The organism is Armatimonadota bacterium (assembly GCA_016789105.1).
In the GTDB taxonomy this organism is placed as follows: domain Bacteria; phylum Armatimonadota; class Fimbriimonadia; order Fimbriimonadales; family Fimbriimonadaceae; genus UphvI-Ar2.
Map to the genome: position 1 here is coordinate 15,637 of JAEURN010000006.1, position 26,348 is coordinate 41,984.

Annotated in this window: 21 protein-coding genes, 1 tRNA gene and 1 pseudogene; 7 read left to right on the forward strand and 16 right to left on the reverse strand. The window is 56.3% G+C overall.

The window, feature by feature from the left end:
- Positions 1-2: 2 nt before the first annotated feature.
- Positions 3-500 (forward strand): bifunctional nuclease family protein, encoded by a 498-nt coding sequence (locus tag JNM28_05720; GenBank protein MBL8067926.1) that lies wholly within the window; start codon positions 3-5, stop codon positions 498-500.
- A gap of 2 nt (positions 501-502) precedes the next feature.
- On the opposite strand, the gene JNM28_05725 is transcribed toward JNM28_05720, so the two are convergent.
- The 3 genes from JNM28_05725 to JNM28_05735 form a co-directional block, all read right to left on the reverse strand.
- The gene (locus JNM28_05725) at positions 503-1,954 is read right to left on the reverse strand and encodes a hypothetical protein (protein ID MBL8067927.1); all 1,452 of its coding nucleotides are present in this window, start codon (positions 1,952-1,954) and stop codon (positions 503-505) included.
- A gap of 161 nt (positions 1,955-2,115) precedes the next feature.
- On the reverse strand, positions 2,116-3,249 hold the full coding sequence (locus JNM28_05730; protein MBL8067928.1) for a hypothetical protein: 1,134 nt from the start codon (positions 3,247-3,249) through the stop codon (positions 2,116-2,118).
- A gap of 85 nt (positions 3,250-3,334) precedes the next feature.
- Complete coding sequence (locus tag JNM28_05735) at positions 3,335-3,787, reverse strand: cyclic nucleotide-binding domain-containing protein (GenBank protein ID MBL8067929.1); 453 nt, start codon at positions 3,785-3,787, stop codon at positions 3,335-3,337.
- 192 nt (positions 3,788-3,979) lie between these two features.
- Here JNM28_05735 and groES point away from each other — a divergent pair, with 192 nt between their 5' ends.
- From groES to JNM28_05760, 5 genes are all read left to right on the forward strand, one after another.
- Positions 3,980-4,273 carry a co-chaperone GroES gene (gene groES, locus JNM28_05740; GenBank protein MBL8067930.1) on the forward strand — a complete coding sequence of 98 codons (294 nt, stop codon included), beginning with the start codon at positions 3,980-3,982 and terminating at the stop codon, positions 4,271-4,273.
- 17 nt (positions 4,274-4,290) lie between these two features.
- Positions 4,291-5,925, forward strand: coding sequence for a chaperonin GroEL (gene groL / locus JNM28_05745; protein ID MBL8067931.1), 1,635 nt, complete (start codon positions 4,291-4,293; stop codon positions 5,923-5,925).
- A gap of 136 nt (positions 5,926-6,061) precedes the next feature.
- Complete coding sequence (locus JNM28_05750; GenBank protein MBL8067932.1) at positions 6,062-6,451, forward strand: MmcQ/YjbR family DNA-binding protein; 390 nt, start codon at positions 6,062-6,064, stop codon at positions 6,449-6,451.
- Positions 6,452-6,465: 14 nt separating this feature from the next.
- Positions 6,466-7,506, forward strand: coding sequence for a hypothetical protein (locus JNM28_05755; GenBank protein MBL8067933.1), 1,041 nt, complete (start codon positions 6,466-6,468; stop codon positions 7,504-7,506).
- Between the two features lie 60 nt (positions 7,507-7,566).
- Positions 7,567-7,643, forward strand: a tRNA-Met gene (locus JNM28_05760).
- On the opposite strand, the gene JNM28_05765 is transcribed toward JNM28_05760, so the two are convergent.
- Together JNM28_05765 and JNM28_05770 are read right to left on the reverse strand one after the other, a co-directional pair.
- Positions 7,600-8,451, reverse strand: a complete 852-nt coding sequence (locus JNM28_05765; GenBank protein MBL8067934.1) for a recombinase zinc beta ribbon domain-containing protein — start codon at positions 8,449-8,451, stop codon at positions 7,600-7,602. The two genes, JNM28_05760 and JNM28_05765, sit on opposite strands and share 44 nt — an antisense overlap.
- Positions 8,452-8,667: 216 nt before the next feature.
- Positions 8,668-9,138: pseudogene (locus JNM28_05770) on the reverse strand (recombinase family protein).
- Between the two features lie 383 nt (positions 9,139-9,521).
- Here JNM28_05770 and JNM28_05775 point away from each other — a divergent pair.
- Positions 9,522-9,974: a hypothetical protein gene (locus tag JNM28_05775; protein MBL8067935.1), complete on the forward strand. Its 453-nt coding sequence runs from the start codon at positions 9,522-9,524 to the stop codon at positions 9,972-9,974.
- A 382-nt stretch (positions 9,975-10,356) separates the two neighbouring features.
- On the opposite strand, the gene JNM28_05780 is transcribed toward JNM28_05775, so the two are convergent.
- The 11 genes from JNM28_05780 to JNM28_05830 all read right to left on the reverse strand — a co-directional run bounded on the left by JNM28_05780 (position 10,357) and on the right by JNM28_05830 (position 26,345).
- A complete protein-coding gene (locus tag JNM28_05780; protein ID MBL8067936.1) occupies positions 10,357-12,441 on the reverse strand; it encodes an AAA family ATPase in 2,085 nt (694 codons plus the stop codon).
- 3 nt (positions 12,442-12,444) lie between these two features.
- Positions 12,445-13,830, reverse strand: a complete 1,386-nt coding sequence (locus JNM28_05785) for a hypothetical protein (protein ID MBL8067937.1) — start codon at positions 13,828-13,830, stop codon at positions 12,445-12,447.
- Between the two features lie 35 nt (positions 13,831-13,865).
- Positions 13,866-16,841, reverse strand: a complete 2,976-nt coding sequence (locus tag JNM28_05790; GenBank protein ID MBL8067938.1) for an HsdR family type I site-specific deoxyribonuclease — start codon at positions 16,839-16,841, stop codon at positions 13,866-13,868.
- A gap of 5 nt (positions 16,842-16,846) precedes the next feature.
- Complete coding sequence (locus JNM28_05795) at positions 16,847-18,016, reverse strand: restriction endonuclease subunit S (GenBank protein ID MBL8067939.1); 1,170 nt, start codon at positions 18,014-18,016, stop codon at positions 16,847-16,849.
- Positions 18,013-18,849, reverse strand: coding sequence for a hypothetical protein (locus JNM28_05800; protein MBL8067940.1), 837 nt, complete (start codon positions 18,847-18,849; stop codon positions 18,013-18,015). Before JNM28_05800 ends, JNM28_05795 begins: the two co-directional genes overlap by 4 nt.
- Positions 18,836-19,975, reverse strand: coding sequence for a helix-turn-helix domain-containing protein (locus tag JNM28_05805; GenBank protein MBL8067941.1), 1,140 nt, complete (start codon positions 19,973-19,975; stop codon positions 18,836-18,838). The genes JNM28_05800 and JNM28_05805 overlap by 14 nt, the downstream gene beginning before the upstream one ends.
- Positions 19,968-20,309, reverse strand: coding sequence for a killer suppression protein (locus tag JNM28_05810; protein ID MBL8067942.1), 342 nt, complete (start codon positions 20,307-20,309; stop codon positions 19,968-19,970). Before JNM28_05810 ends, JNM28_05805 begins: the two co-directional genes overlap by 8 nt.
- Positions 20,310-20,396: 87 nt before the next feature.
- Positions 20,397-21,884: an SAM-dependent DNA methyltransferase gene (locus tag JNM28_05815; GenBank protein MBL8067943.1), complete on the reverse strand. Its 1,488-nt coding sequence runs from the start codon at positions 21,882-21,884 to the stop codon at positions 20,397-20,399.
- A complete protein-coding gene (locus JNM28_05820; protein MBL8067944.1) occupies positions 21,881-23,398 on the reverse strand; it encodes an SAM-dependent DNA methyltransferase in 1,518 nt (505 codons plus the stop codon). Before JNM28_05820 ends, JNM28_05815 begins: the two co-directional genes overlap by 4 nt.
- Positions 23,373-23,879, reverse strand: coding sequence for an NADAR family protein (locus tag JNM28_05825; protein ID MBL8067945.1), 507 nt, complete (start codon positions 23,877-23,879; stop codon positions 23,373-23,375). Before JNM28_05825 ends, JNM28_05820 begins: the two co-directional genes overlap by 26 nt.
- Before the next feature lie 504 nt (positions 23,880-24,383).
- Complete coding sequence (locus JNM28_05830) at positions 24,384-26,345, reverse strand: hypothetical protein (protein MBL8067946.1); 1,962 nt, start codon at positions 26,343-26,345, stop codon at positions 24,384-24,386.
- Between the last annotated feature and the right edge of the window lie 3 nt (positions 26,346-26,348).

Here is a 26,348-nt window from a genome sequence, read left to right on the forward strand (position 1 = left end):
CGATGTCGGAAGAGAGCCGCGAACCGGAAGACCTTGGCCAACCGCCTTCGTTCTTCCCGTACGAAGAGTCCGACGAACTCGATGCGATTGTCGATTTCGGCAATCCGGTTGAAGTTAAAGTCGAGGCAGTTTTTGCCGCCCAATCGCAAGAAACCGTTCAACGGTTCGTCCTGCTCAGCGATGGGCAACGCAAGCTTCCGATTGTGATCGGAGGGTTCGAAGCGATGGCCATAAGCCTGCAACTCGACTCCCACCAGCCCGACCGGCCGATGACCCACGACCTCCTCAACAAGGTCATCGAAAAATTGGACGGCCAGGTCAACCGCATTTTCATCGACGACTTTGTCGGCAGCACCTACTACGCCAAGATCGTCTTGGAGAACTCCGACGGGGAAGAACTCATCGTCGATTCGCGGCCCAGCGACGCCATTGCGCTCGCCGTCCGGGTTGATGCCCCGATCTTCATCGCCGAAGGCATCCTCAACCAGCACGGGCACTAACGCTAGCCACCGCGCAACAGTTGCAGAATGTTCTGCGGCGCTTGGGAGGCCTGCGCCAGAACCGACATCCCGCTTTGCCGCAGGATGTTCAACTTGGTGTATTCGGTCATCTCCTCGGCCATGTCGGCATCGCGGATAGTGCTTTCCGAAGACGTCAAGTTTTCCTGGGCAATCCCCAGCGAGCGCATGTTGGAATCGAGGAAGTTGGCCTGGAAAGAGCCGATGTCGCCGCGGATGAGGCCGAGCTGTTTGATGGCCGCGTCCACAATCTGGATTGCTTCGGTGGCACCCGATTCGGACGTCACGTCAACGGTGTCAATGCTCTTGCCGCTAAACACATTGGTGCCCAGATCTTTGGCGAACACGCTGGGAAGTGAGAAGCTTGCGAATTGGTTGGCCCCGGCGCCGATCTGGAACCGGACCGCTCCGACCGTGACCGAACCGATGGTCGTTGGTGCCGAAACGAGGTTGCCGGCCGGAGTCAGGTTCAGACGGTTCCCGCTCGGGGACTGCAGGTCCAACCCGCTCACCCCAGGGCCAAGGCCGCCGGTGAACCGTTCGGTCGCCGTGTTCGGGGACGGTTCCACAGGGACGGTGACATCATAGACGCCGTCTGAGCCAAGGGTGCCCGTCGCGCCCGAGCCGCCATTGAGGATGTTGCTCGTTTCTGTGTATTGGATCGGGAACCGGCTCCCGAATTCGATTGAAGTCAACACCACGTTCGAGCCGTTGAAGCTGGCCAACACCCCGGTCAACCCTGATTTGGCGTTGAGCTTGGAGATGAACGAGGTCACCGTTTCGCCGGGTTCGCTTGAGAACGAAACCCCGTTCACCGCGATCACGCCTTGTCCGACGGGGGCGTTTGAGTTGGCAAATGATGTGGCCAGCGCACCCGTGGTCGTGTTGGTTGCCGCCGTGATGCGGGTCATGGAAATTGAACCGGATCGCACCGTTTCGCCGCTGAACGAACTGCCGATGTACATGCTGTTGACATCGTTGATGTCGGTGATGTTGGCAATGGTGCCGCTGGCGCCGTTGAGGAGCTTTTTGTCGCCCCAGCTGGTTTGCTCGGCAACCCGGTTCAGCGAAGCCACGATGTTGCGGATTTGGCTTTGGTTGGCTTGCAACTGGGCCGCATCGACAACTGCCGTGTTGGCGCTGCTAACCGCGAGGGAGCGCATCGAAAGGAGGAGTTGGCTGACCTCGTCGAGGGCGCCTTCTGCCGTCTTGTTCATGTTGACGGCGTCTTGCGAATTGCGGATCGCTTGCTTGATCCCCCGAATTTGGGAACGTAGACCTTCCGAAATGATCATCCCGGCCGGGTCGTCCCCGGCGGTGTTGATGCGCAGGCCCGTGCTGAGCCGCGTCACCGAACCGGTGATCCGGTCTTCATTCAGCGATAGTTGGCGCATGGCCGTCATCGCGGGGATGTTGGTGTTAATCCTAAGGCTCACTCTTGTCCACTCCGTGGTTCTTCTGGCCCTTTTCGGGCCATCGTTGTGTGAGATTTTTGGCGGGATGTGGAACAAACTTTAGCCGGATTCAAAACGGCCCCATAACCGGGCCCGTCTGCGGGCTCGGTTATGGGGCTTAGGTGCGGGGTGGCTTGGTGGGCTCAGGCTGTGGCAACGTGCGCCGGGTGAACCGTTGCTTCTGCCGTCCGCAAATCGGGGAAGTACCGTTCGGCCAGCGACTTGATGGCCTTGGAGGCAGCATCGCCCGGCTTCCACCGGGCCAAGGGGGTTCGGCAGGCCCACGCTTTGTCGCTCCACTTGCTATCGGGAATGGCCCCTCCATACTGCACGGCATCAGATTCCATGTGGGCCCGGAACTTGAGAAACGCGGACTTGGCTTCTCGGTCAGAACGGCACCGGTTGTACACCAGTCGGATGTTCGAAGCCGGGTGTTGGGCCAAGTATGCCTGGGCCCAGACCATTGCATTATGCTGGTCGGCCGGCTCCAAGGTGGTCACCAGCAGGATCTGATTTGCCCGGGCGGCCAGGCTGAACGTGTTCTGGCTCGCGGTGCCGGGCAGGTCGATCAGATAGTGGTCGAAATGGCTTGAGAGCTGTTCTGGGGCGACGCCGAATGCCGAGAGTTCCGCATAGCCGTAGCTGGCGCATTCGCTGGCACCGGGCTCGCCGGCGATCAGGCGAACCCCGCCGCTCGCTGTTGTCATCGCGTCCCAAGCCCCAACCCGCTTGCGGGCCAAATCACGGATGGTGTGCGATGGCCGCGACCCCAAGGCGATGTGGGCGGCTGGGCGGCTGAACTGCGCGTCCAACAGGGCCACCATGTGGTTGCGGCATCCCAGGAGGGCGGCCAGATTGGCGGCCACCGTTGTTGCCCCAACCCCGCCGGATGCCCCGACGATGGCCGTGACCTTGCAACTTTGGCGGGCCCATTCAAGCGTGTTGCCGTTGGGTTCGCCGCGCAGTTCGGGCGGTTCGGGGCATAAGGAATCCAAGAACGATCCGGCTAGGGGAACCTCCCGGGTTCCGTACTGCTTTTCAAACGCCTCAGAAAAAATCGGCTCCGGCACCCGGACCACGGTCAAGTGCCGTTGCAACCGGAACTGCAAGCGCGTCAGGAAATCGATGTCCAAGTTGCCAGAACCGGCGCAGACGACTTGCCGGTCGTTGGCGGTGAGAGGGAGGAGCCGGTGGGCCGAGGCAATGGCCGATGGGATCAAGGCCAAGGCGTTGGGTTGAGGCACCAGCCGGGCAGATTGCGGTTGGGAAACTGACATGGTAAAGCCACTCCAGACAGTTCCTTCTTTCCTTGGAAATGTCGGGAATGGCTCAGGCTAATTGCTGGTTTTGCCGCAAGAAGCTCTATCGTTCAACGACTTCGTCCAGCGCAACGTTGGCGGCCCGGAGCCGGGCCGTCAGGATCCGCGAAATGTTGAGGAGGATCGTTTTGGCAATCTCGGGCTCGCTATCCATAAGCTTCCAGAGGTCGGTGTTGCTGATGGCGGCCGCCCGCACCGGTCCGGCGGCGATCACGGTGGCTGACCGCGGCTTGTCGTCGATCAGCGACATTTCGCCGATCACCGAACCGGGGCCGGCCTGGGCAATTTCTTCACCCGAAAACGTTTTGATTTTTGCGGTGCCATCCAAAATGATCAACAGATCCGCATCCTTGGCGAACTGGCGAACCAGCGTGTCGCCCCCGTTGAAGTCCTTGGTCGTCGCGATCTGCGAGATCAGCGAGATCTGGGCGACGTTCAGCCCCTGCATCACATAGTTGTTTTGGAGGGCGCTGTTCAGATCCATGGCCATCGACATGGGATCAGTATGCCTGGCAAAAGGGCAGCGGTGCAAGCAAAATATCATCGGATCAACTAATTTGTCGCCGGGACGTTGGCACTCTAGTCCCATCTCTGCCAACGAAAGGGCGTCTCCATAAGTACAATGTTGGCAATCGGGCGACGAGAGTGCCAAACCTGGTCGCCCCGCACAACTACGGAGAACAACACTATGTCATCCATTCGACCTCTCGGAGACAAAGTCGTCGTCAAACCCCTTGACGCCGAAGAAAAGACCGCTGGAGGCATCATCCTCCCCGACTCGGCCAAAAAGAAGCCCACAGAAGGCGAAGTCGTGGCCGTCGGAGAAGGCCGGATGCTTGAAAACGGCAAACGCAACGCCCTGACCGTCAAGGTTGGCGACCGCGTCATCTTCAGCAAATACGGGGGCAACGAAGTCACCCTCGGTTCCGACGAACTCACCATCCTCGACGAAGACCAAATCTATGCCGTGGTCGGCAAATAAACGGGAGAACACAAACAATGCCTGCAAAACACCTGATTTTCGATGAAAACGCCCGCCGCGCCCTGGAACGCGGCGTCAACAAAGTCGCCGATGCCGTCAAGGTCACCCTTGGCCCCAAAGGCCGCAATGTCGTCCTCGACAAGAAATGGGGGAGCCCGACCATCACCAAGGACGGCGTGACCGTCGCCAAAGAAATCGAGCTCGACGACCCCTATGAAAACATGGGCGCCCAACTCTGCAAGGAAGTCGCCAGCAAAACCAACGACGTCGCCGGGGACGGCACCACAACCGCCACCGTCCTTGCTCAAGCCATCGTGAACGAAGGGCTGCGCTACGTCGCCGCCGGAGGAAACCCCATTGCCGTCAAGCGGGGCATCGACAAAGCCGTCGAATCGGTCATTGCCGAAATCAAAAAGCAAGCCAAGCCGGTCAAAGATAAGGAACAAGTCCAGTTCGTCGCCACCATCGCCGGTAACGACCCCGAAATCGGCGAGCAAGTTGCCAACGCAATGGACAAGGTCGGCAAAGATGGCGTCATCACCGTCGAAGAAAGCAAGGGCCGGGAAACCACCGTCGAAATCGTCGAAGGGATGCAGTTCGACCGCGGCTACATCAGCCCCTACTTCGTCACCGATCCCGAGCGCATGGAAGCCGTGCTTGATAACCCGGCCATCCTGATCCACGAAAAGAAGATCAGCAGCGCCCAAGACTTGCTGCCGTTCCTGGAAAAAGCCGCTCAAGCCCGCCGCCCGATCCTGATCATCGCCGAAGACATCGAAGCCGATGCCCTGGCCACCGTGGTTCTCAACAAGATCCGCGGCGTGCTCAACATCGCCGCCGTCAAGGCGCCTGGCTTTGGCGACCGCCGCAAGGCCATGCTGCAAGACATCGCCATCCTGACCGGAGGCCAATTCATCAGCGAAGACCTGGGCACCAAGCTCGAAAACGTCTCCCTTGACATGCTCGGCACCGCCAAAAAGGTCGTCATCACCAAGGAAGAAACCACCGTGATCGAAGGCGCTGGTTCCAAAGCCGACGTGATGGGCCGGATCAACCAGATCAAAGCCCAGATCGAAACCACGGACAGCAACTACGACCGCGAAAAACTCCAAGAGCGGCTGGCCAAACTCAGTGGAGGCGTTGCCGTCATTAAAGTCGGCGCTTCCACCGAAACCGAGCTCAAAGAAAAGAAGCACCGATACGAAGACGCCCTCTCGGCAACCCGCGCAGCGGTCGAAGAAGGCATCGTCCCCGGCGGCGGCACCACGCTACTCCGGGCCGCGGCCGCGCTGGATAGCCTCAAGCTGGAAGGCGACGAACTCACCGGGGTCAACATCGTCAAGCGCGCCTTGGAAGCCCCGCTCCGGCAAATCGCCGAAAACGCTGGGCAAGAAGGCAGCGTCGTGGTCACCGAAGTCCGCGCCGGCAAACCCGGCATGGGCCTCAACGCCGCAACCGGCGAAATGACCGACATGGTCAAAGCCGGCATCGTCGACCCCGCCAAGGTCACCCGGTCTACCATCCAAAACGCCGCGTCCATCGCCGGCTTGGTGCTGACCACCGAAGCCTTGGTCGTGGAAAAGAAGGAAGAGAAGAAGGCCGGAGCCGGCATGCCGGGAGGCATGGACGGCATGGGCGGAATGGACTTCTAACCGCCTGAGAGCAGGTCATTTCAGCTCCCCTGGGTTCTGCGGAACCCGGGGGAGTTTTTTTGCGGGGTTCAGCCAAATTCCAACCGCCTGTCTCTCGCCTCCGGCATCGGCGGGGCCGATCCAGCTACCATGAGGCATGGAACCCCTCGACCGCATTCGGGCCCTCTACCTGGCACACCCAGAAGTTGAAGAACGGCTTTCGCACGGGTCGCCTGCCTGGTTCTGGAAAGGCAAGCGGTGCCTGGGAATGTTTGCCGACTACCACCACGGGGTGGATTGGGTTGCCTTGTGGGTGCCCTGCCCGCCGGGGGTTGCGGCGGCACTGGTGTCCGGAGAGCCTCCCGCCCCAAGTCTGGGGCAAGGGAGGGGAGGGAGTGAGGGTTCGGCTCCAATTGGTGGCCAGAGCCCTTTTTTCATTCCGCCGTATGTCGGCCCCAAAGGGTGGGTTGGCATCAAACTGGGACCGGAAACGGATTGGGATGACGTCGCGGGGTTGGTCGAAGGGGCGGTAGGGTCTGTATTCTGAGTAATATTAGAGGGTTGAAAGACCCAGATATCATCTCAAATCACCCTGTCGTTTCTCGCCTGGAAATGCTTGTTCGCTCCAATGCAAGCAATCCAATGGTGATTCGCGACTTGCCATTTAGTGCAGTGCCATTTATTATTGAAGATTTTTATGTAAGAAAGTATGGTAATAAAATCGGACAATACCCTGCAAGACTATATCATTATACTTCGTACGAATCTGCCCTTGGTCTGCTGTTAGGTGATGTAAGTGGCACTACCATTTCCCCGGAGGGCCATAATCGAAGTGGCGCGCTGTGGATGCGAAGCGCAACTTGGCTAAATGATAGGAATGAGCTTAAAAGTGGCGTCCGAGAGACCCAAAAATTCCTGAAGACAAAGTGTAATGACTTTTCACAGCATTTTAAGCACAATATTTTAGCCAAGTCCTCATCTATTTTTTCATTAAGTGGTTCAAAGGACAGCATTTTCATGTGGGAGGCTTATGGGAGAAAAGGAGCCGGTTGCATGCTCGTGGTCAATACTCGGTTGTTAATGGAGATAGATCCAAGCGCGGCAATTCTTGCAAGAGTGACTTATAATGCTGCTGTCTTTAGGGAATTGCTAGATTATGTATTCCTTGTTTACACACGGTTGTGCGGAACAGCCGGATGGGAGCAATATCAAGAAAAATTGATTGAAATTGTGTTCCCGGCACTGTCTGCATTTCTTAAGGATCGAGATTTTGAACATGAGATGGAATTCAGATTGTACTGCAAAGAATCATCAAATCAAGTCCAATATGGTCGCCCGCCGGCCTTCTCCTTTTATGCTTTTGATATCGCAAATCATATCGCAAATGGGAATCATGCTATGAAAGTAGTGAAAAGAAAGGAGTATTTTGGTGGAAATCACTTAATTCAAAATGAATTTGAGAATCCCAGCGTCAGCTGGCTCGAGCAGATAGTTTGCGGGCCGAATATGCCAACAAGTGCACAAGAGACTTTGTCGGTAGCCGTATGCCACTCACCGTTGAGCCCGATTGTCTCGCGGTCGAAAAGTCGTCTTAGGTTATGATCTGCATATTCAACGGAAATAGTCCCAAGTTAAGGCGCGTTAACAGGGCATAATCTCTCCTGCGGGATGGAGCAGTCTGGTAGCTCGTCGGGCTCATAACCCGGAGGTCGTTGGTTCAAATCCGACTCCCGCACCCATCTTTTCCGTTGTTCCGAACCCTAGAGGTTCGGAACAAAAAAACGGAGAGATGGAGACCACTGCTCTGTCTTTGTCCCGCATCTCCACGCGCTGGACAAGTCCTCTCAAGATCGTCTGCTTCTGATCGTCGTCGGCTTGCTCCCACAGGCAAAGAGCCGAGGCCCACACAGACTGAACTTGGGCTGCAGTTGGTCTCTTGGCCGTTGAGCGGGCGATGAGTTCATCGGCTTCCAAGATTTTCGCATCGAGCACCTTGATCTCTTGCTCCAACTCTTGTAATCGATCCAACAGGGTTTGAATCACTTGACCATTCTCGATTGCCTTCAGCAAGTTCGATTGCTTGATCGAAAGCTGTCGTCGCTGTTCTGCCAGCGCAGCTCTAAGGGCAACCTTCTCCTGCTCGGGTTCTGACCAGGCGTGTGACTCTGCGATGGCCTGATGCATCACCGTCTGATGCTCTGCATGGCGAGCCAGTTCAGCGAGGATCGTTCGGTGGAGTGCTTCGCAGTTCACGCGTGCCACGGGGCAGTTGGACAGTTTCTTCTTTGCGTGGAGGCATTCGTAATATCGAACCGCTCCTCCCTTTGCAACGGAGGGGGTGTATCGACACCCGCAGTGTGGGCACCAGATCAGCTCACGAAGTAGATACACGTAGTCATCTGAACGGGGCGAACGTACGGCTCGAACCTGAGACGCAAGAATCTCTTGAGCCTTCTCGAAGACGCCTCGATCCACGATGGGTTCCCACGCCGTCTCGTTGGTCCACTCTCCGAACTCGTGTACGCCAACGTATCGACGATTGCGCAGTAGGTGCTTAGTGGTCGTTGTCGTCCACTTTCTGGCGGTCGAATCGTTTAGGAAATTTCGAACCGAGGCCAAGGTTCGCTGCTTCAGAAAGACGTCAAACGCCGCAACCACAATCGGAGCCTCTTGCGGATGCGCAACTGCGATCTGAGGCCCATTTTCTTCGTTATCGTTGATCGGCTTTCCCATCAGTCCAAACGGGAGACATCCTGTGACCAATCCTTGCTTGACCATTTGCTCCATCTTCTTCTTGGTCACATCGCTGATGTAGTCAACATAAACGTTATTCATGAAGTGTCTGGCGTTACGCTGAATTCGCGCTCCAAAGCCATCGTCCTCGGGCATGTCAATCGAACGGCAGACCACTCCAATGCGATTGAGGCGATCCTCGATCACGTGATACGCGGCCCCTCGTCCGAGGCGACACAAGGCCACTGTTAGAACAACAGTCGCCTGAGTCACTGGTAACTCCGCCATAAGCTTGGACAAAGATGGCCGCTCGGTCTTGGTGCCAGAGACACCCTCTTCCTTGTATTCGCCGACCACAGAGCCTCCTCGCTCGTAAACCCAGCTTCTCAGCGCCTCAAGTTGCGCATCGACCGAGGGGTAAGAGCGGTCGGCCTGATCCTCCGTTGACACTCTTGCGTAAAGCGCATATCGATTCGATTCGGAATGGGTTCGTCTCTTCATAGTTGCCTTCAGTTGATGTTAGTGCCTTGGATCGGGGCAGCCGAGCTCTTCGACTTCTTGGAAATTTCAACAAGCACTCTTGTGGCCTGAAGCCACGGATCGGTCTGAGTAGCAGCGCCGCCGCCACTCGTCTCCAACAGGAGAGCTAGCCGTCTCTTTCGGGTGGATGAAACTGCTGATCGTTTCGCTCGCATCCCAAACGTAGGAAGAAGGCTCTTCCGAGCCAGGGGGAAACTTTTTGATTTAAGGAGACTGACGTCTGCATGCGGCAAACGCTAGCGCGCATTCTAAGTTCAAAAGATATGTAGACAGACGAGTCACACGAGGTGAGATGCGAAAAGTTTCCCTCTGATTTGCGGCACACATCCGACTCATATGAGGAGATGAACAGACAAACTGCGTCAATCGACGAAAATCCGACCACGGCCTTCACGCTGCCCGATCTGCCCCGAATGGTCCAAGCGCCATCCGAGGAGTTGTCCTGCGGGCTGTATTCATTTCTCGCCGTAAACTCGGACGGCGAGTGGCACCCCATCCTGGGTCACCGCAACGGTGCACGAACTGACGGATTTTTCGAGGGCCTCTTGGAAGGAGAAGAATCGTACTGGGAGGAAATCGAGGAAGAGATGTTTGTCGGTCGCTCCGAGTTCATGGATCGCCAGCTAGACGTGGCAATCTTCACCGTCCATCGAGACGGACTATTCACCGTGGACGCAACTACGGATTCCATTCTGCCTGTACCCACTCGAAGAGAGGTTCGAGAATGGCTCAGCGACTTCGGAGTTTATGAACGCTGGCCAGCCGATCCTAATCGGAAGTCGCCAACAACTTTCTGAGTGCGGACATATCGATAAAAGCGACAACCCCCTCGGCAATCCAATGATCGACCGAAGGGGGTTGCATCTATCAAAACACCACACCTTTTTAGGTTCTTACATATCTCTTTCGAGCATCGACACGTGTAAGACGTTTCTCTTATCACAGCTCCCTTGATGGGAGTGGGCTATTTAAGTGCGCAGCTCTTGACTGCCCCTCATTAGTGTCCGTTGTGATCGTAAGTCGCTTGCCTTGTTCTACGCCAAGTGAATGTTCGAATCAGCATGGCGCACTAGATTTTCTGAAGGCCCTGTGGTGCGAGGTCGCGGACTTGTGCATTGGAACCATGCCGTTCATACGGATGGAGGGGCGGCGGGAAACTTCCCGCCGCCACTCAGATGCCTATACCTTCAGCGCTTTGAAGATCAGGGACCAGCGCTCGACCAGTTCGTCGTTCTTGAGGAACTCGTCGGCCTTCAGGAAGAGTCGCTGCTTAACGAGAGTGGCCACTTGAACCTTCCAACCGAGTTCGAGTTTGATCTCATTCTCCTCGGCATAGGCTTCGACCTGAGGGAGGATAGGCGCTCCTGCCTCCACAATCTGATCGAAGTCTTCTGAATCAGTTCGTGGCAGGAGTCGAGTCACAACGTTCGCGACCGTCTCCTGAGGAAGCACATCCTCGATCTCTGCGCGAGCCATGTCGATGATGTCGCCGATCAGGAGCACCCTCTCTGGGTTCGAGGCATACAGCCCAGACTTAAGCGCCTTGGCCGTGCTGACACCAATCGTGTCCGAGTCCAAGAGCACGAACGGGAGTTCGTGCTCCTTGCCCATTACGATGGCGGCCACCGTGCTCGCTCCTTTTGCCCCTCCGCAAGGGATGAAGACAAGTTCACGCTTCGGCGCGAGCTTCTTCTTCCGAATCAGAAGCGTCTTCAGGGCGCTCAGATAGACCTGATCGGAAACACCCTCGACGAGAATGGGCTGGCAGCCCTCAAGCAAAGTCTCGCTGACGCTCAATCCCAGGGCCGCATGCACGGGGTAGATCGAGTTCGTCGTCTGCTTCGGATTGGTCCCTGCGCGGAGGTCCGCCGAGACGCAAGTTGCTCCATCGTCGCCCACGAACACCGCGCGAACGAAGTCGAGGTGATCGGGGTTCACCAAGAACGGTGAATGAGTGGTGTAGACGATCTGATTCGTTTCGGCCAGATTGCCAAAGAATCGGAACAGGTCTCGTTGACCAAGAGGATGGAGCGAGTGGCCTGGCTCGTCGAGAAGGATCACCGCATTCGAGTGGCTCTCCTTGCGCTCCACCAGGAAGATCAGGAAGAACGAGAGGAACCACTGCAGTCCAGTGCTGCGACCCTCAAGCTCAACGGGGTCTGGGCGCTTCGAGTCTGACACCCAGACCTTAAAGAAGCTCCCGTCCGCTTGGAGATCAAAGACGTACTCGCCCTGCTTCCACCAGTCTTTAAACTCCTTGGTCAGTCGCGCGGACGCAGACTTAAGCAGGATTTCTCGCTCGGTCTTGTTTGCCGCGATCTCTTCGAGCTGTTCAGATGAGTACTGGCTGTAGTTGGCTCCTGGATCGACTCCCAACTCCATGATCTCCTCTGGGCTGAGCTGCACGAAGTCGAAGAGCACCTTGAGAGTCCTCGTGCGAGCCTGCTCTTTGGGTCCCAGATTCGTCCGCTTCATGTCCTCGATCACGCGAGGAAGCAGAATCTCACTATCAAGGTTGCCGTAGTTCGAATAGTACGTGAACCGAGGCATTGCCTTACGGATCGTTTCGACCACGCCGTTGACCTCACCAGGCTCGCGAGAGAGGTTTGCTGCCCTGGCCTTCAGTCGAGTAACGGCGTTTGAAGCAGGCTTTCCGATTGCCGTAGCCAGTTCCTCAGTGGTGATCGCGGAGGTGATCGCAGAGCAGATTTCAAGCAACTCGTCCGCACCGTGGTCACCCTTAGGAACCTTGCTAAGGGCTTCGGCAATGGCCCCATCGACCCTAGTCTTGAGCATGCGTTGGTCTTCATCCGCCGCGACAAGCTTTCCAAGCTCCTGTCGCGCCAATGAGAGAGTCAAGGTCGTCCAAGCATGGGTCTGGCACCTGGCGCTGGTCAAGTTCGGGAACTCGACGCAATACTCCCCTTCGAAGTCCCGAGACACTTCGACAATGCAGAGTTCGGCTGGCTTCGCTCCAACGTCACGAGCGATCTGGCTCGCCAAATCTTCGGGAACTTCAAAGTGCGCACGGATGAAGACGGGCTTCTCGTCGGCGTCTTTGATTTCCGCATAGCGGCTTCGCGGATAGTCCGCGATGGGGTCGATCTCGCCATCCTGGGCGGGGTTCAGCTTCCACAAGGGAAGAAGCAAGTTGGTCTTGCCCGACTCGTTCGTGCCGATCAGCGAAGTGACGGCTCCTACATCGATCCATCCGCTGTCCTTGACTGAGCGGAAGTCTGTTACTCTGAATTGGATTAGCTTCATAGCTCACATGGCATCCCCCTCCTGTTCCAATGCTTGTGTCTCTTCTTCATCGGCACCTGGAACATCCGCTATCGCCGAGCCGAGATCAACAATCCCATTCGTCTCCCATAGGAGTTGCCAGAAACGGTCTCGGTCGAGCAAACCTTGCAAGTCCTTCAGATGAGCCACGAGAAGATCAAATCCAGTTAGCACCGCGAACCCTGAAAGTTCCGCTTTCTTCCGAAAGTTGTCGCTAAAGGGCAGTTTCCGATCCTGTAGCGGCTTGTTACGCGCAGCCGTTCCGATCAGCAGTCCCTTTGGGCGAATCTCTCGCTCCAAGATGCCCTTTTGCACCCAGTGGGGAAGCTGTTTCAATCCTTCTTCCCCAAGATGGTCGCCTGCGACACCTTTGACCTCCAGAACAAAGTGCCGCACCTCGTCGCCATTCTGAACGCTCACCCAGCCGTCCTCCTCCCCCTTTCCATCTGGCTTGGATACGTGTCCGCCTAACCCAGCCAGAACTTCGAGAACGACGTCTTCAAGGGATTCGCCAGAGTCGTAAATCAGTCGAAGCGGCCTTCGTGCCGCCGCACATGCAGCCTCAAGATCGGACTGTTGAGCTTGCAGTTGAACGATCTCCTCCTTGACGAGAGCAAGAGACTTCCTTAACTCTTCTTCATGCGGCAAGATCACCTCGGCGAGCCAACCTGGCTCTTCGTCTCCGAGACTCATGCTGTAGAAGTCTGAGAGGATTAGTCTGAGCGTCTCCTCTGGGGTCTCACTGATTTCGGGAAACAGCCAGAGGGAGCCGTGCGAGGACGACTTCCTCCACGAACCTTGGTATCCGAACTCGCTTATGTAAACTTCGAACGTCAAGACCAGCTTGAGTACAAGGGCATGGTCCGAGCGGCTCCAGGCAAAGACCTCCTCATCGAACCGCACTCTGTCATCTCCTTTTCGCACCCTCTCTTCATCCCTTTGAGAAAAGTGTTCGGAGGACCTGTACGACCATGTGTAGCGTTGGAGTCTTTGGAGATAACGAGACGCAAATCTATGTCCGTAATAATCCGACCTGCGGATGTTCTTTCCCTCGTCGTTCTCAAAGTCGAAGTCAAACCCAGTCCAAGCGAGGAAAGGCCGTGTATTCTGCATACCATCGGGGACAGGAATAGAAAGCCTCGGATCGCCGATGACAACGAACTGGCCACCTGGCAGCACCACCTTGCGAAACGAATCGACGTCGAACTTGGTCAAGAAAGCACCCCAGTTGACATCTTCCTGGGCGCTGGGAAGCGTAAGCAGGTCAATCACAACCACATCAAAATCAGCAATGTCGGGCAGATTAAGCAAGTTCTCCCAAGCGCAGCAGGAGATGATCGGGTTCGAAACGGCCAGCTTCTTGTGACCCACAACCAACACCCGATTAATGCTTGATCGCCCCATGGTTAGATCGCGTAGTAAGTCTTCACGTAGTCGTAGGCCTTGTCAAAAAGCTCGTTGTCGTGGTGGAGTTGGTACTTCAAGAGCGCCCGCCGCAGCGACTGCTTCACCTGCCGCTCGCCTGCATTGGTCGCTTGCCAGCCAGGGAATCGAACCTGCCGCACAATCTCGTCGATGTCGTTGACAACTCGCTCGACGATCACGGGCGTCTGCTCGGTCTTCACGCTCTGGAACAGGTCGGTCAGAGCGGCTTTGCCTTGAACCGTTGGATCAATGGCAGCCTCTTCCTTCTCAGCGTTGACGACTTCCTGGGCAATCTGCAGCAGCTCCTTCAGGAACTGAATGCTGTGCATCAAACCCTTTTCGAACTTCTCCTTGAGGTCTTCCAGCCGTTGCCCAAGCGCGATGAACTTCGGGTGGTTGCCATGCTTGCGCAGGCGCTCAACGATCTGAATCTCGATCTCCTTGCGCTTCTTTGGATCGTCCTGAAGCAGGATGCTTTCAAGGACTTCCTGATCGAGAACAAGCTCTTCGAGGTCCGTTCGGACGGCATCGACGTGGATGTTCCGATGGATCAGCTCCAACGTCTTCGCGCCCAGGCGGTGCCAAACCAGCTTGCCATTGCCGCTTGGCGGTTGCACGGACTCGTACACCTTCGCCAACCACTCATAGTCAGCCGTGAACTCCGCGAGGAACGGATCAGGCGAGAGAGCTTCCCAGCACTGAGAGAGCGCCGAGAAAGCCGCCGCGAAGGCGTCGCGTACTTCGTTGTTGGGAAGGCATTGCTGAGCGGACACGAGGCCCTCATATCCAGCGACCGTCCGATCAACGCCTTCAAAGAACCCGAGGCACTTGGCCATGAATCCAGGCAGCTTCGCCTTCAGCTCTGAGATGTTGCTGACAACCGTCTGAACGGACTTGTCGTCGAAGTCCAAGGCGGCTTGGATATCGTCGAAGACGCCGATGTAGTCCACGATCAGGCCGTGCGACTTGCCAGGATACGTTCGGTTGGTGCGGCAGATCGCCTGGAGCAGCGTGTGTTCCTTCAGGAGCTTGTCCAGATACTGGACTTGCAGGATCGGAGCATCGAAGCCCGTGAGAAGCTTCGCCGTGACGATGATCAGCTTGAGCGGGTCCTGCGGATCGCGGAAGCGGTCGAGAATCTGTTCTTCCTGATCGCGGTCTCGGCGGTACTTCGTCAGCCGAGGATCGGCCTCTCCAGCGCCAACCGAAATGACAACCTCGCTCCACTCAGGCGGGAGCAACTCGTCGAGTGCCTCCTTCATGAGCAGGCACGACTCTTGGTCGTAGACCACGACTTGCGCCTTAAATCCGTTCGGCTCGACCTTCTCCTGGTAGTGCCTCGCAATGTCGGCGGCAATCGCTTTCACGCGATTTGGAGCCTTCATCAGGTGCGCCATCCGCCCTGCCTGCTTGCTCAGGTTGGCGAGGTCAGATTCCGAGAGATCGCTCCCAATGGTCTTGAACTCTTCGTCAATCGTCTTGCGGTCGATTCGGAGGTCGATCAGTCGAGGCTCGAAGTGAAGTTTGAGCGTCGCGCCGTCTCGGATCGACTCATCAAAGCGATACCTCGACATGTAGCCGCTCTCGTCTTCCTCAGAGCCAAACGCCCAGAAGGTATTGCGGTCCCGCTTGTTGATCGGGGTGCCCGTCAGGCCGAACAGGAACGCGTTCGGCAACGCCTGCCGCATCTTGCGCCCAAGGTCTCCCTCCTGGGTTCGGTGGCACTCGTCCACCATACAGATAATGTTCCCGCGGTCGTTCAGGACCCCATCTGCCTCACCAAACTTGTGGATTGTCGTGATGATCACCTTGCGGGTGTCGGCCTTCAGAAGCTCCATCAGTTTCGACCTGCTTTCGGCAGGCTCGACGTTCGGGACATCCGTTGCGTTGAACGTGGCCGTGATCTGAGCATCGAGGTCGATGCGGTCCACCACGATCATGACCGTAGGAGCACCCAGGCTGGGCTGCTTCCGCAGCTTCTGCGCGGCGAACACCATGAGCAGCGACTTGCCCGATCCCTGGAAGTGCCAAATGAGACCTTTGCGGACGCGGCCTTGGACAACGCGATCCACGATGCCGTTGACGGCGTGATACTGCTGGAAGCGACAGATCATCTTGATCTTCTGCTTCTTCTTGCCCGTCGCGAAAAGCGTGAAGTGCTCCAGAATGTCGAGCACCGTCTCTGGCCGTAGCATCGACTCGACAGCCTCTTGGACCTCGTTCAGTCCTGTCTTGATGTCGGAGCCATCTTCGCGCCAGGGTGCCCAGTGCTCCAGCGGGAGGCCGATGGAGCCATAGCGGTAGGTCTTGCCCTCGGTGCCGAAGCTGAAGACGTTTGGGACGAAGAAGGCGGAAACCGTCTTCTCATAGTCGTTGTGGACGTCGTCCGCCGCATCCACCCAGCTCACAGCGGGACGGGTTGGTGACTTGCACTCACCAACAACCAGAGGAAAGCCGTTCACAAAGAGGACCAGGTCGAACCGCTTCTCTACCCCTTGAACGAAGGTGACTTGGGTCGAAGCCACGAGATGATTGCTTGCGGGATTCTCGAAGTCGATGAGGCGGATGGAGACGTGCTCTTGGTTGGCACCAAACGGCATCGACATCTCGCCCCGAAGCCAGCTTATGAACTTCTCGTTTGAGCGAACGAGGCCATCATCTCGGACCGACTGGACGATGGCGCGGAGCCGATAAATGACTTCGTCAGCATAATCGGGGTTTTGGCCGATTTCAGGGTTGAGTCGGATCAGCGCCGCTTTCACATCGGCCTCGACCATCACATCGGTGGTCTGGCGGGCGAGTTGAGGGCCTGGTACGAAGTGCCAGCCCATGCCGCGAGCCGCTCTCGTGATGGGTTGTCCGCCATAGCTTGCTTGTCCCTCCGCAACTCCTTGGATCGGCCTACCCGCGAGGAGGTCACGGATATAGTCTTCGACACTATTTTGTTCATTGAACATATTCACTATCCACACACCCAACTAAGAATCGCACCTCTTACCCTTTGGAGATAGTCTGTGTGGTCCTCCAATTGCTGACTCTGATTGTCAAGTAACGTGATTACTCGAACGATCTCGGCCTGTTCCGCGACTGGCACATTGGGGATGCGGAGTTGCCGAAGCTTCTCAGCAGTCAAGTGGGCAATCGTGGAATGGCCCGTTAGCTTTGAAAGGTCACCGCTTTGTGCGAAGAACTTCAGAAGTTCACGCAAGAACTCGTTCAGGTAACAGTCGCTACGCGGTCGCAACCTATGGAGGGCCTTTTGATAGTAGCAATCAGCGAGTTCACCGTTCCAGATGGCTGCACGTCCGACTTCACCACCTTCGCATACCAAGAGATCGCCTTTTTGAAGCTTAAACTTGTCACGCTCCCTTTCATCAAAGTGCATGGTCCGTACATCATGAAGATCGAGATGACCCCACTGAATATTCGTATTTGTCAAATATGGATACTGATCTGCAACCTGACGTGCTTTGGGTGATAGCATTTTGCCAAGTTGGACTTCGAAAACGTCACCCAATGGAACGCTTTTGTAGGAATGTCCCCTGAACTTTGACAGTAGGATGAGTTTCCTGACCATCGCAAGACTCGCGATGGCTTGGGCAACTTTGTAACGGCAATCCTCGATGCTCCAGAGTAGGGCAGCGATGCGGTGCTGGTCGGCGAAACTGGGCACGAGAAACTCGTATTCAGCCAGTTCTTTCCACTTTGTCCGCGGCGAAAGTGAGCCTGCCGAAGTCCCGATGGCGTGATCAAAGAAGGATGAGGAAGCAATTACGAACGGCAGCAGTGCTGGGGAGAATCGGCTAGAGTCAGCTTCGAAAACGAGAATGTCGCCTGAGCAGATGCCGTCAAAGTCCGCAACTGCTGCCTTCCTCTGATAGGCTCTACGCTTTCCAAAGAGCACTTGCCCCGCTCTGAAGGTGCGGGTAAAGCTGGTTCCGTCGGCAACGTCCGCCCAACGGGTGATCTTCAACTCACCTGGATCGAGGTGTTCCAGTCCGACGACCCGCGTCAGTCCCTCCGCTTGCGGGTCTCGACAGGTCTTGTCCACGCAACGAACGACATCGCCAAAGCGAACTCGCTTCCACTTCGACCGATCCATCGGCGGCAAGGCTTCCAGCTCCTTGATCAAGGCTTCACCTTAGCCGCATGGCCGCTTAATCTCGCAAGAAGTTCGCTAATGATCGCAAAGTTTGTCTGGAGGCCTTCGACGGTGAGGGGTTCGCTCTTCATGCTGACGTTCGGATGAATGTAGTTCCGCTCTTCACGAATCTGGTCGGTAAGCTCGGGGACCCCAGCGCGGAACTTGACTTCCGCGACCACCGCTTCAACAAGCTTGAACAGTTTCCAACGGTCTGAGTCCGCGCCGAGCTTGTACTTGTCTCGCACCGTCTGGTCCGCAACAAACTCGAAGTAATAGACCAGCGCTCCCTCAAGAACGCTACCCAGAACGGCACTTGCCGAGAGTAACAGACCCAGACTGGTGCACTGCCATGCCTCATTCCATCTCTCGACGAGCATGCTTTGGACGGTTCGGTCTTCGATGAACGCCAGTGAAATCCTCGGGGGTTGTTGCGCCGCGGAACTCTTGTCGTGGACAGGTTCGCAAAAAGACAGAGCCTCCAATAACTCTCGTTTGATATCCCGCTTGAAGCGGTATGTCAGAACAGTGTCAGCCTGCTCCCCTAACTCCTGCGATTTGAAATATGCGTATTCAAGTTCGCCGTCCTCGTTGTAGTCATAGTCGATCATCGGATCGAATTCAAGTTTCTTGATTCGAGCTATGATTTCATCCCGCTTTTGATCGGGCAAAGAGGCAGACCGCAATCGGCTGACTGCGAAGGCGACTGCAGTTTCACGGCGCGAATCGTTAACACACTCATCGACAGGCATGGACTCAAACAACTGGATGAGCTGAACGATTTCCTGATAACCTGGCAGCGATGTAAAGTCAATTGGTTTCATTAGCGCTCCTCAAGCCTTGTGCGCGGCCACTCCAGTGGAAAGTGACCTTCAACTCATTGGCAAATCGGGTGTCAACTACTCCCAACGCTTGAAGTCGTCCAACGACCACACCCTCATGGAGATTGATGCGGGCGGCAAAGCGCTGAATGTCCTCGACGATGGGTCTCGGATGGTCCACAAGGAACCGACTGAGTTGTTCTGGCTTGATCAGAGTCTCACTGGCAAAGAGGTCTGCCTCGCGCTCGATCTCTCCTGACCCGCTGCCATCCTCAGGCGAATCGATGAACGAGGCCTTTTTGCTGTGGAGCAGGATGTGGCCGATCTCATGGAAGAAGCTGAACCAGAGCTGATCGTTCGTCATGTCTCTGAGTGAGAGCTGGACAAGCGCCTTCGTTGGAGTGAGCCATCGAGCCGCACCGTAGAGATGCGTCCCTGACAGCTCTGGCACGAACACTAGGGCAACTCCACAATCGGCGCAGAGCTTCACCAGGTCACTCTGAATCGCATCGGCTTTTCGCACGGTGAGGTCGCGCATCTTGCTGATCGAAGCTCGGAGCTTCGAGGCGCTATACGGCTTGGTCTCGATTCCTTTCGCGATCCACTCGCCCTGCCGAAGCCAGGCGTGAATAGCATGGGGATCGGCCTCAAACGCCGCGGATCGATAGCGCCCTTCTGCAACGGCCAACATCGGTTGATATTGCTTGAACGACGCGATCCCAAAGAATCGGAGCACTTCTTCTCGAAGCCCCAGTTCCGACTCTCTCAGGGGAATCATCTTGGCCTTGATCATCGCCTCGATCACGGTTCGAAGCGGCTTGGAGTTCCAGATCGAGCGTTCATCATCGAGCTTCTCAGCCTCTTCTTGTCGGAGGAGAAAGTCGCGATAGGCCGCCTCATATCGATTCCAGAACGTCGCGGCGATGCCCAGCACACGCTCAAGTCCAAGAGCGGTCTCGGGAAGGATCGGTGCCTTTCCATTGATGATCTTGTTCACCGTTGGAAGCGACATGCCGAGACGGGCAGCCAGCTCGCCCTGGCTGATGCCCAGGGCATCGATAGTCTCCGCAATCGTCAGCCCTGGGGGCACGACGACGGACGGATTGTATTCGTGGCGCGAGTTAATCATGGTAGTCAACGATCTCGATGATCTTGATGGCCGTAACCTGCTCCCAGTCGAGGCTCCCGTCCTCCTTGGTTGGACGAGGCTCATGAGCGGGTTCAAAGACGATTCTGAATTTGTTGTCCACCCAGACGGCGAGCTGGCCCTTCCTTCCGCCATGGAGCAGCGGATGGCATCGGGCTTGCGGGAACTGGTTCATCTGGGCGAGGTTTTCGACGTGCGTCAGTTGCAGCAATCGAGCCGCGGCAAACTCGGCGCGCTTACGCTGCAGCTTCTTCTCCAGCAACTTGTGATCGTTGCAGAGCTTCCTGATCTGGGCGTTGTCGAACTGGATTTCCAAGCAGTCGAATCCTCTCTCGATAGATATTATAGCCCATCGCGATAAGAAAACCAAGACCTGTCACGAAAGTTTCTTTTAACCAGCACGCTATAAAGAACGCTCCAGCGTTTCGAGGAGTTCCGCCATCGACACCCGAAGGTCAGCCGAGGATTCGCTCCAAGACGCGATGGCGTCGTCCAAGCTCCCCTCGCTCTGGCTCAGGGTCTGATGCTTGCCCGCACGAACGTAGAGCGGAAGATTCAGGCTGAAACTGCGTTCGGAGATATCGCCCAGGGTCGCAACTTTGGATAACCCGTCCACCTCTTTGAACTCGTGGTATGCCTCGGCGATCCGCTCGATGTGCTCAGGCTTCAAGAACGAGGTGGCTCTCTCGCGCGTCACCTGATCGACGGCGTTGATGAAGAGCACTTTCTGCCTCTGATCTGGTCGCTTCTTCGTTCGGCAGATGACGATGCAGGCTTCCATCGGACTGTTGTAGAACAGGTTTGGCCCCAGCCCGATGACGCACTCGATCAAGTCGGCCTTCACGATGCTCTCACGCATGGTGCGCTCTTCGTCGCGAAAGAGAACGCCGTGCGGAAACAGGATGGCGCAGCGTCCCGATTCGGGCTTCATGCTGGCCAGAATGTGCTGCCAAAAGGCGTAATCGGCTCGCCCCTGAGGCGGGGTGCCATGGTTGTTCCGTCCGTAGGGATCGCTCGACCATCGACTCCGATCCCATTGTTTGATGGAATAGGGAGGATTCGCCAGGACGACATCGAACTGCCGCAGACGATCTCCTTTGAGCAGCTTTGGCTCGGCAAGGGTGTCACCGCGCGCGATCTCGAAGTCCTCGAACCCGTGAAGGAAGAGGTTGATTCGAGCGATGCCCGAGGTGAGCAGATTTCGCTCTTGGCCGTATAGACGGAGCGTTCGCCAGTCCTTCTTTTGACCCTTCAAATGCACGGCGCATGAGAGAAGCATGCCGCCCGACCCGCAAGTGGGGTCATAGATCGATTCTCCTTCCTCGGGAAGGAGAAGTTCCGTCATGAGCTGCACGACGGTTCGATTCGTGTAGAACTCGGCAGCCGTGTGTCCGCTGTCATCCGCGAATTTCTTAATTAAGAACTCGTAGGCGATGCCCAGCTCATCCTCGGGCACGTTCCCGAGGGTCAGCCTATGCTTGCTGAAGTGTTCGATCAGGTCGCGAAGCGTTGAGTCGGACAACCGCTCCTTGTTGGTCCACTGCGCGTCGCCGAAGATGCCCGTGAGGAGGTCGGGATTCGCTTTCTCGATTGCCCGCATCGCATTCTGGATCGCGGTGCCAAGGTTGGCAGTGGTTGAACGAAGATCGGACCAGTGGGCACCTTGAGGAATCTGAAAGCGATGGTTCTCAGGAAACTGAGCGAACGTTTCATCCCCTCCAGACTCTTCAAGCGCCTGCTCATACTCTTCGTCGTAAACGTCGGAAACCCGCTTGAGGAAGAGCAACGGGAATATAAACTGCTTGTAGTCCCCTGCGTCGATGAGTCCTCTTAAGAGGGTTGCGGCTCCCCAGAGATAGCTTTCCAGGGCCGACTGCGTCAGCTTGCTCACTTGAGGAGGCCCTCCCTGACCAAAAGCTCTCGCAGCCGATCTTCGGCCCCATAAGCTGCTTCGAGACTGTCCTTCAGGTTCTTGATTGCCTCTTCGACGGTGATCTCCACCGTCTCGACCTTCTTCTCAACATATCGAGTGATGTTCAGGTTGAACCCATGGGCCTCGAACTCACTGAGATCGACAACCCTCGCAACCCCTTCAACGTCCTGGAACTCTTCGTACCACTTGACGATCTGCTGAGCCTGCTGATCGAGGAGGACGTTTTGCGCCTTCTGTTTCTTGAAGAGATGTGAGGCGTCGATGATAATGGTCTTGCCCTTGCGCTCAGGTGACTTCTTCGCACGGAAGACAAGCACACAGGCGGCCAAGCCCGCCCCGTAAAAGAGGTTGGGTGCAAGGCCGATGACTGCTTCGAGCTGGTCGGTCTTGAGGATAGCCTCTCGAATTCGGCCCTCGACTCCCATCCGAAAGAGAACGCCATGGGGCACGACGACTGTCATGCGTCCAGACTTCGGGTGCATCGAGGCCAGCATGTGCTGAACCCATGCAAAGTCTGCCGTTCCATTCGGCGGGACACCTGTCTTGTTTCGCCCAAAGGGGTCACTCGACCAGGATTCTGCTCCCCAACTCTCAAGAGAGAACGGCGGGTTGGCAATGACACAATCGAACTGGGCCAATCGATCACCATCGAAGAAGGCGGGGTCTCGAAGTGTGTCACCCCGCGCGATTCTGAAGTCCTCGTTGCCGTGGAGGATGAGGTTTATTCGAGCAATCGCGCTTGTGGTCAGGTTCTTTTCCTGGCCGAAGAGCTTGCCGTAGAGCCGCTTGATGTCCAAGCCCTTCTCTTGGGCATGCTGGATCACGCCGAGCAACATGCCGCCCGTGCCGCAGGCAGGGTCGTAGGCCGTCTCGCCTTCCTGCGGGTCAAGGACCTCGACCATCATACGAACAACACTGCGTGGCGTGTAAAACTCTCCAGCTTTCTTGTTTTGAGCGTCGGCGAACTTTTTAATCAAATACTCGTAGGCGTCGCCCAATAGGTCTGATGTAACGTTCTCGTTGCCAAGACTCAGCTTCGAAAAGTGCTCTAGTAAGTCTCGAATCAACGCATCGGAGAGGCGCTCCTTGTTCGACCACTGAGCATCACCGAAGATGCCGAAAAGGGTGTCGGGATTGGCCTGCTCAATCGCCCGAAATGCAGACTGCAGTGCCTGGCCGAGATTGGCGGTTCGCTCCCGAACGTCTTTCCAATGCGCTCCTTCTGGAATCTGGAATCGGTGATTCTCAGCGAAGAGAGCGAACTGGATATCGCCGCTCGATTCTTCAAGGGCCGCCTCGTACTCTTCGTCGAATACGTCACAGATTCTCTTGAAGAACAGGAGCGGGAAGATGAACGTCTTGAAGTCGCTGGCATCCACAGGACCCCGCAAAATGTTCGCGGCTGCCCACAGATGGGATTCCAGTCGATCAAGAGTGACCACGCGACTATTTTGCCGCATGGGTTGAGCCATAAGTTCGATTCTGGGCAGCTTCTCGAAGTTCTGATCGAACTTGCATGAGAATCTCTCCAAGCCAGTTCTTGCCTCTCCAAGAGCCGTCTTTGGCTTGGACACATCCCCAGCGTCGGTCTCCCCAGGTGTTGCCCTCGATCAAGAGCCGATCTCCAGTGGCCAAGAGTCTCTGCGCCATCTCGTGCGAGCTGAATTTCGCTCGAATGATCTCAAGCATGATGTCAAATCGTCGCTCGGCGTGGCCGTCGAGTCGGTGCTGACCACCGAGGCGTCTCGCCAGCCATTTCGCCGATTTCGGGGTGTTGGCCCCTTTCACCCGATCCCGAAACTCTCCAGCACGAAACTTCGCGCACTGGTAAGCGTGCTCAGAAGTGGCGAAGTTCTCACCCCACACGACCAGTGGGCATGGAAACATGTTGCTGAGAAAGAAGTGCTCGTCGCGGAAGGAGACGATGGCGTCGGCAGGCGCGTGGATTTTCATTTCGAATCCACATAGGACTCGCGCGAAGGAAATTAGGGAGAAAGTTTTGGGAGTGCTTCTAAGCCAGTTCAGATTCAAAACGAGCCACGAAGTGCTTTCAAGAGGTCCAACCGTAGGTCTCGTAGACGGTTTCTCGCAGCCAGCCACTTTGACTTCAGATCGGGATTCGCGGCGATCTCAAGCTCTCGTTGCAATCGCTGAATGGATCGTTCTTCGGCCTTGATCAGGCGCTCGATTCGGGCGATCTGGCAACTTTGGACGTTGATTTGGAGGTCGTTGGAGAATCGCATGACTCTCAGTTTCAAAGTGGCCGAAGCCTAGACCTGCTCGGTGACTCTGCCAGTCGCTGACTGATTTCAATCACGAAGTCTAGACGATTGAATGCCCCTTGTCGAAAATTGAACTCAGGCGGGCTTGATTTGAGTGTGAGCGAGCCGTAGACCACGTGTTCGAGGTCCGTGGGCGACGTGTACCCACTCCCTCACTGAACCGTTACACCTTATATTAAGGGTTTTGTGGCTCTATCACGAGTTCGTCGAATGAGAGTGACACTGGCTCAGGAGCTTCTGCGAAGCTCTCATCAGGATGATCATCCTCAATCTCAAACTCCGCTTCCTTGGCTTCTAGCCAGCTCTGATATCGAGCCTTGCTCTGTCTGTACAGAGCTGAGTTCTTAAACATCGCAGCGAGCGCATACTCGTCGGAGATCGACTTCCAGCTCTGTCCACGATAGCGATGGAAGGCTCGAACAAGCGACTGGTCCGCAAACGTGATGCGAGGGATCATTTCGGAAACTCGCTGACGATTGCAGTTCGAGCCTGGCCACTTTTGGTTGATTGAATTGGAGATGGAGCCAAAGCTGATCCTAAGGCGGCCATTCTCCGAATCTCGAATTCCGATCAACAGCACGGTGACTACCTTTCGGGCAAGGTCCCAGCTCCATCGGGGCTTTGCCTGAACTTCAAGCATTCGACCTAGAACAGTGTTGACCATTTGCTCGATGTCCTCGTCCGAGTCTCCGAGCACCAGGGCCGACTTCTCAGAAGCTGTCTTTGTTGGTCTGAAATGCTCCTTCAGTTCGAACGATCTCCACAATGCGCGGATCGTATGCTCACGCGCTCGTAGCTCGGACTCAGTGATTGCTCCGATCCTCTTTGAGAGATCGAGAAGCGCTTGCTCACCACCGTCTTCCCCGAATAGGATCGCTGCCGCAAGAATTCCTCGCTTGCCAGCCATGTTGATCCACTCCCAGTGTCCGCCAGGCTCGTAGGCTTTGTCCCACACCAACCTTGCCCATTCGATGGTGCCCGCGGGATGATCGGATTGTTCAGCCATCGCAGACTCCTGATCCGCAGCGGCCTCTTCGCTGATCAGCTCATCCGATTCAGTCTGACCAAGCAACTCGGACATGAACCTCTCATGTTCAACCTCAATCTCACGGCGAACGCGTTTCCCCTCCTCGATGGATCGCAGGATCGCTGCCGCGATCTCATTCGCTGAGTGCTTCTCGATGATCGTGAGCGCCAGGTCACTCTCCACTAGGCGATGAAGATCGTAGCCTCGGCCCCTCATCTGTCTGATCAGGTCGTTAGCCGCCCTGGTGAACTCTTGGTTCGACATTGCAGACGAATCTCGCTCGGACCATGTCAAGCCCGATTTCATTAGTGAGATTTGCTCTTGTAGCGAGTGAAGCTCTCCAGCATCAACGTCGATCCACAAGCCCAGATCACCTGTTTTCGCATGGACGCCACCAGGCAGCCTGAGCAGCCCGTGCAAGTTGTCCTTGTCAACCCCAACGAACGATGATCCTCTGGCCGCTAGTGCGAGCTTAAGTCCCTCGCTGATCAGCGAAGCAAGGCTTGGGGGGACTGAGAGAGGGAGCGGAATCACCACCTGAACTCCTCGTGATCCTGTTCGAAACACGCGGTAGGGGAGTCCAGAGGCCTCAATCACTCGCTTCTGGGATCGGAGTTCTCTGAGCAGCCGATCCGAGTTGTAGTTGCGGAACACTCGATCCAGGTCGATATCGAACCGAAGCGCAGGCACGAAGTTGGGGACCATAGTCCCGTCGGCCCGAGGGTGATAATTCGCAATTGGTTTATCGGTGGTTCCCCTTGCAAACCAGCTCCTGCCCGTCAGATGCTTAAGCACATCCTGCAGCTTGATTCGTTGCCCTCGCCGAAAACCGTGCCTGGTCCGAATCTCAGACCCTTCAGATTCGAAGGTCCACCGATCTGGACTGATCTGTACACCCCAATCGCGGCGCTGGTGAATCTGCGCGAAGAGACCCTGGGCGATCTCGAAAGTTGTGGGCACGAGACGCTGATAGTCGGGCAGTCGGGGAGCGCGGAGGCGATGGATTTCTTCGAATCCGTCGGGGTCCGTATAGTAGGCGAATGGTCCGTCGCAATAGAAGAACAACCCCTGACCCAAATCTTGGCGCTCGGCATCGGGATCGATCCACATGAG

Bases quoted from the DNA above. Each gene is read 5' to 3' on its own strand.
- JNM28_05820 (MBL8067944.1), bottom strand. From the start codon at position 23,398: ATGGCTCAACCCATGCGGCAAAATAGTCGCGTGGTCACTCTTGATCGA.
- JNM28_05780 (MBL8067936.1), bottom strand. From the start codon at position 12,441: ATGAAGCTAATCCAATTCAGAGTAACAGACTTCCGCTCAGTCAAGGAC.
- groL (MBL8067931.1), top strand. From the start codon at position 4,291: ATGCCTGCAAAACACCTGATTTTCGATGAAAACGCCCGCCGCGCCCTG.
- JNM28_05825 (MBL8067945.1), bottom strand. From the start codon at position 23,879: ATGAAAATCCACGCGCCTGCCGACGCCATCGTCTCCTTCCGCGACGAG.
- JNM28_05790 (MBL8067938.1), bottom strand. From the start codon at position 16,841: ATGTTCAATGAACAAAATAGTGTCGAAGACTATATCCGTGACCTCCTC.
- JNM28_05800 (MBL8067940.1), bottom strand. From the start codon at position 18,849: ATGAAACCAATTGACTTTACATCGCTGCCAGGTTATCAGGAAATCGTT.
- groES (MBL8067930.1), top strand. From the start codon at position 3,980: ATGTCATCCATTCGACCTCTCGGAGACAAAGTCGTCGTCAAACCCCTT.
- JNM28_05830 (MBL8067946.1), bottom strand. From the start codon at position 26,345: ATGTGGATCGATCCCGATGCCGAGCGCCAAGATTTGGGTCAGGGGTTG.
- JNM28_05730 (MBL8067928.1), bottom strand. From the start codon at position 3,249: ATGTCAGTTTCCCAACCGCAATCTGCCCGGCTGGTGCCTCAACCCAAC.
- JNM28_05805 (MBL8067941.1), bottom strand. From the start codon at position 19,975: ATGATTAACTCGCGCCACGAATACAATCCGTCCGTCGTCGTGCCCCCA.
- JNM28_05775 (MBL8067935.1), top strand. From the start codon at position 9,522: ATGAACAGACAAACTGCGTCAATCGACGAAAATCCGACCACGGCCTTC.
- JNM28_05735 (MBL8067929.1), bottom strand. From the start codon at position 3,787: ATGTCGATGGCCATGGATCTGAACAGCGCCCTCCAAAACAACTATGTG.
- JNM28_05750 (MBL8067932.1), top strand. From the start codon at position 6,062: ATGGAACCCCTCGACCGCATTCGGGCCCTCTACCTGGCACACCCAGAA.
- JNM28_05720 (MBL8067926.1), top strand. From the start codon at position 3: ATGTCGGAAGAGAGCCGCGAACCGGAAGACCTTGGCCAACCGCCTTCG.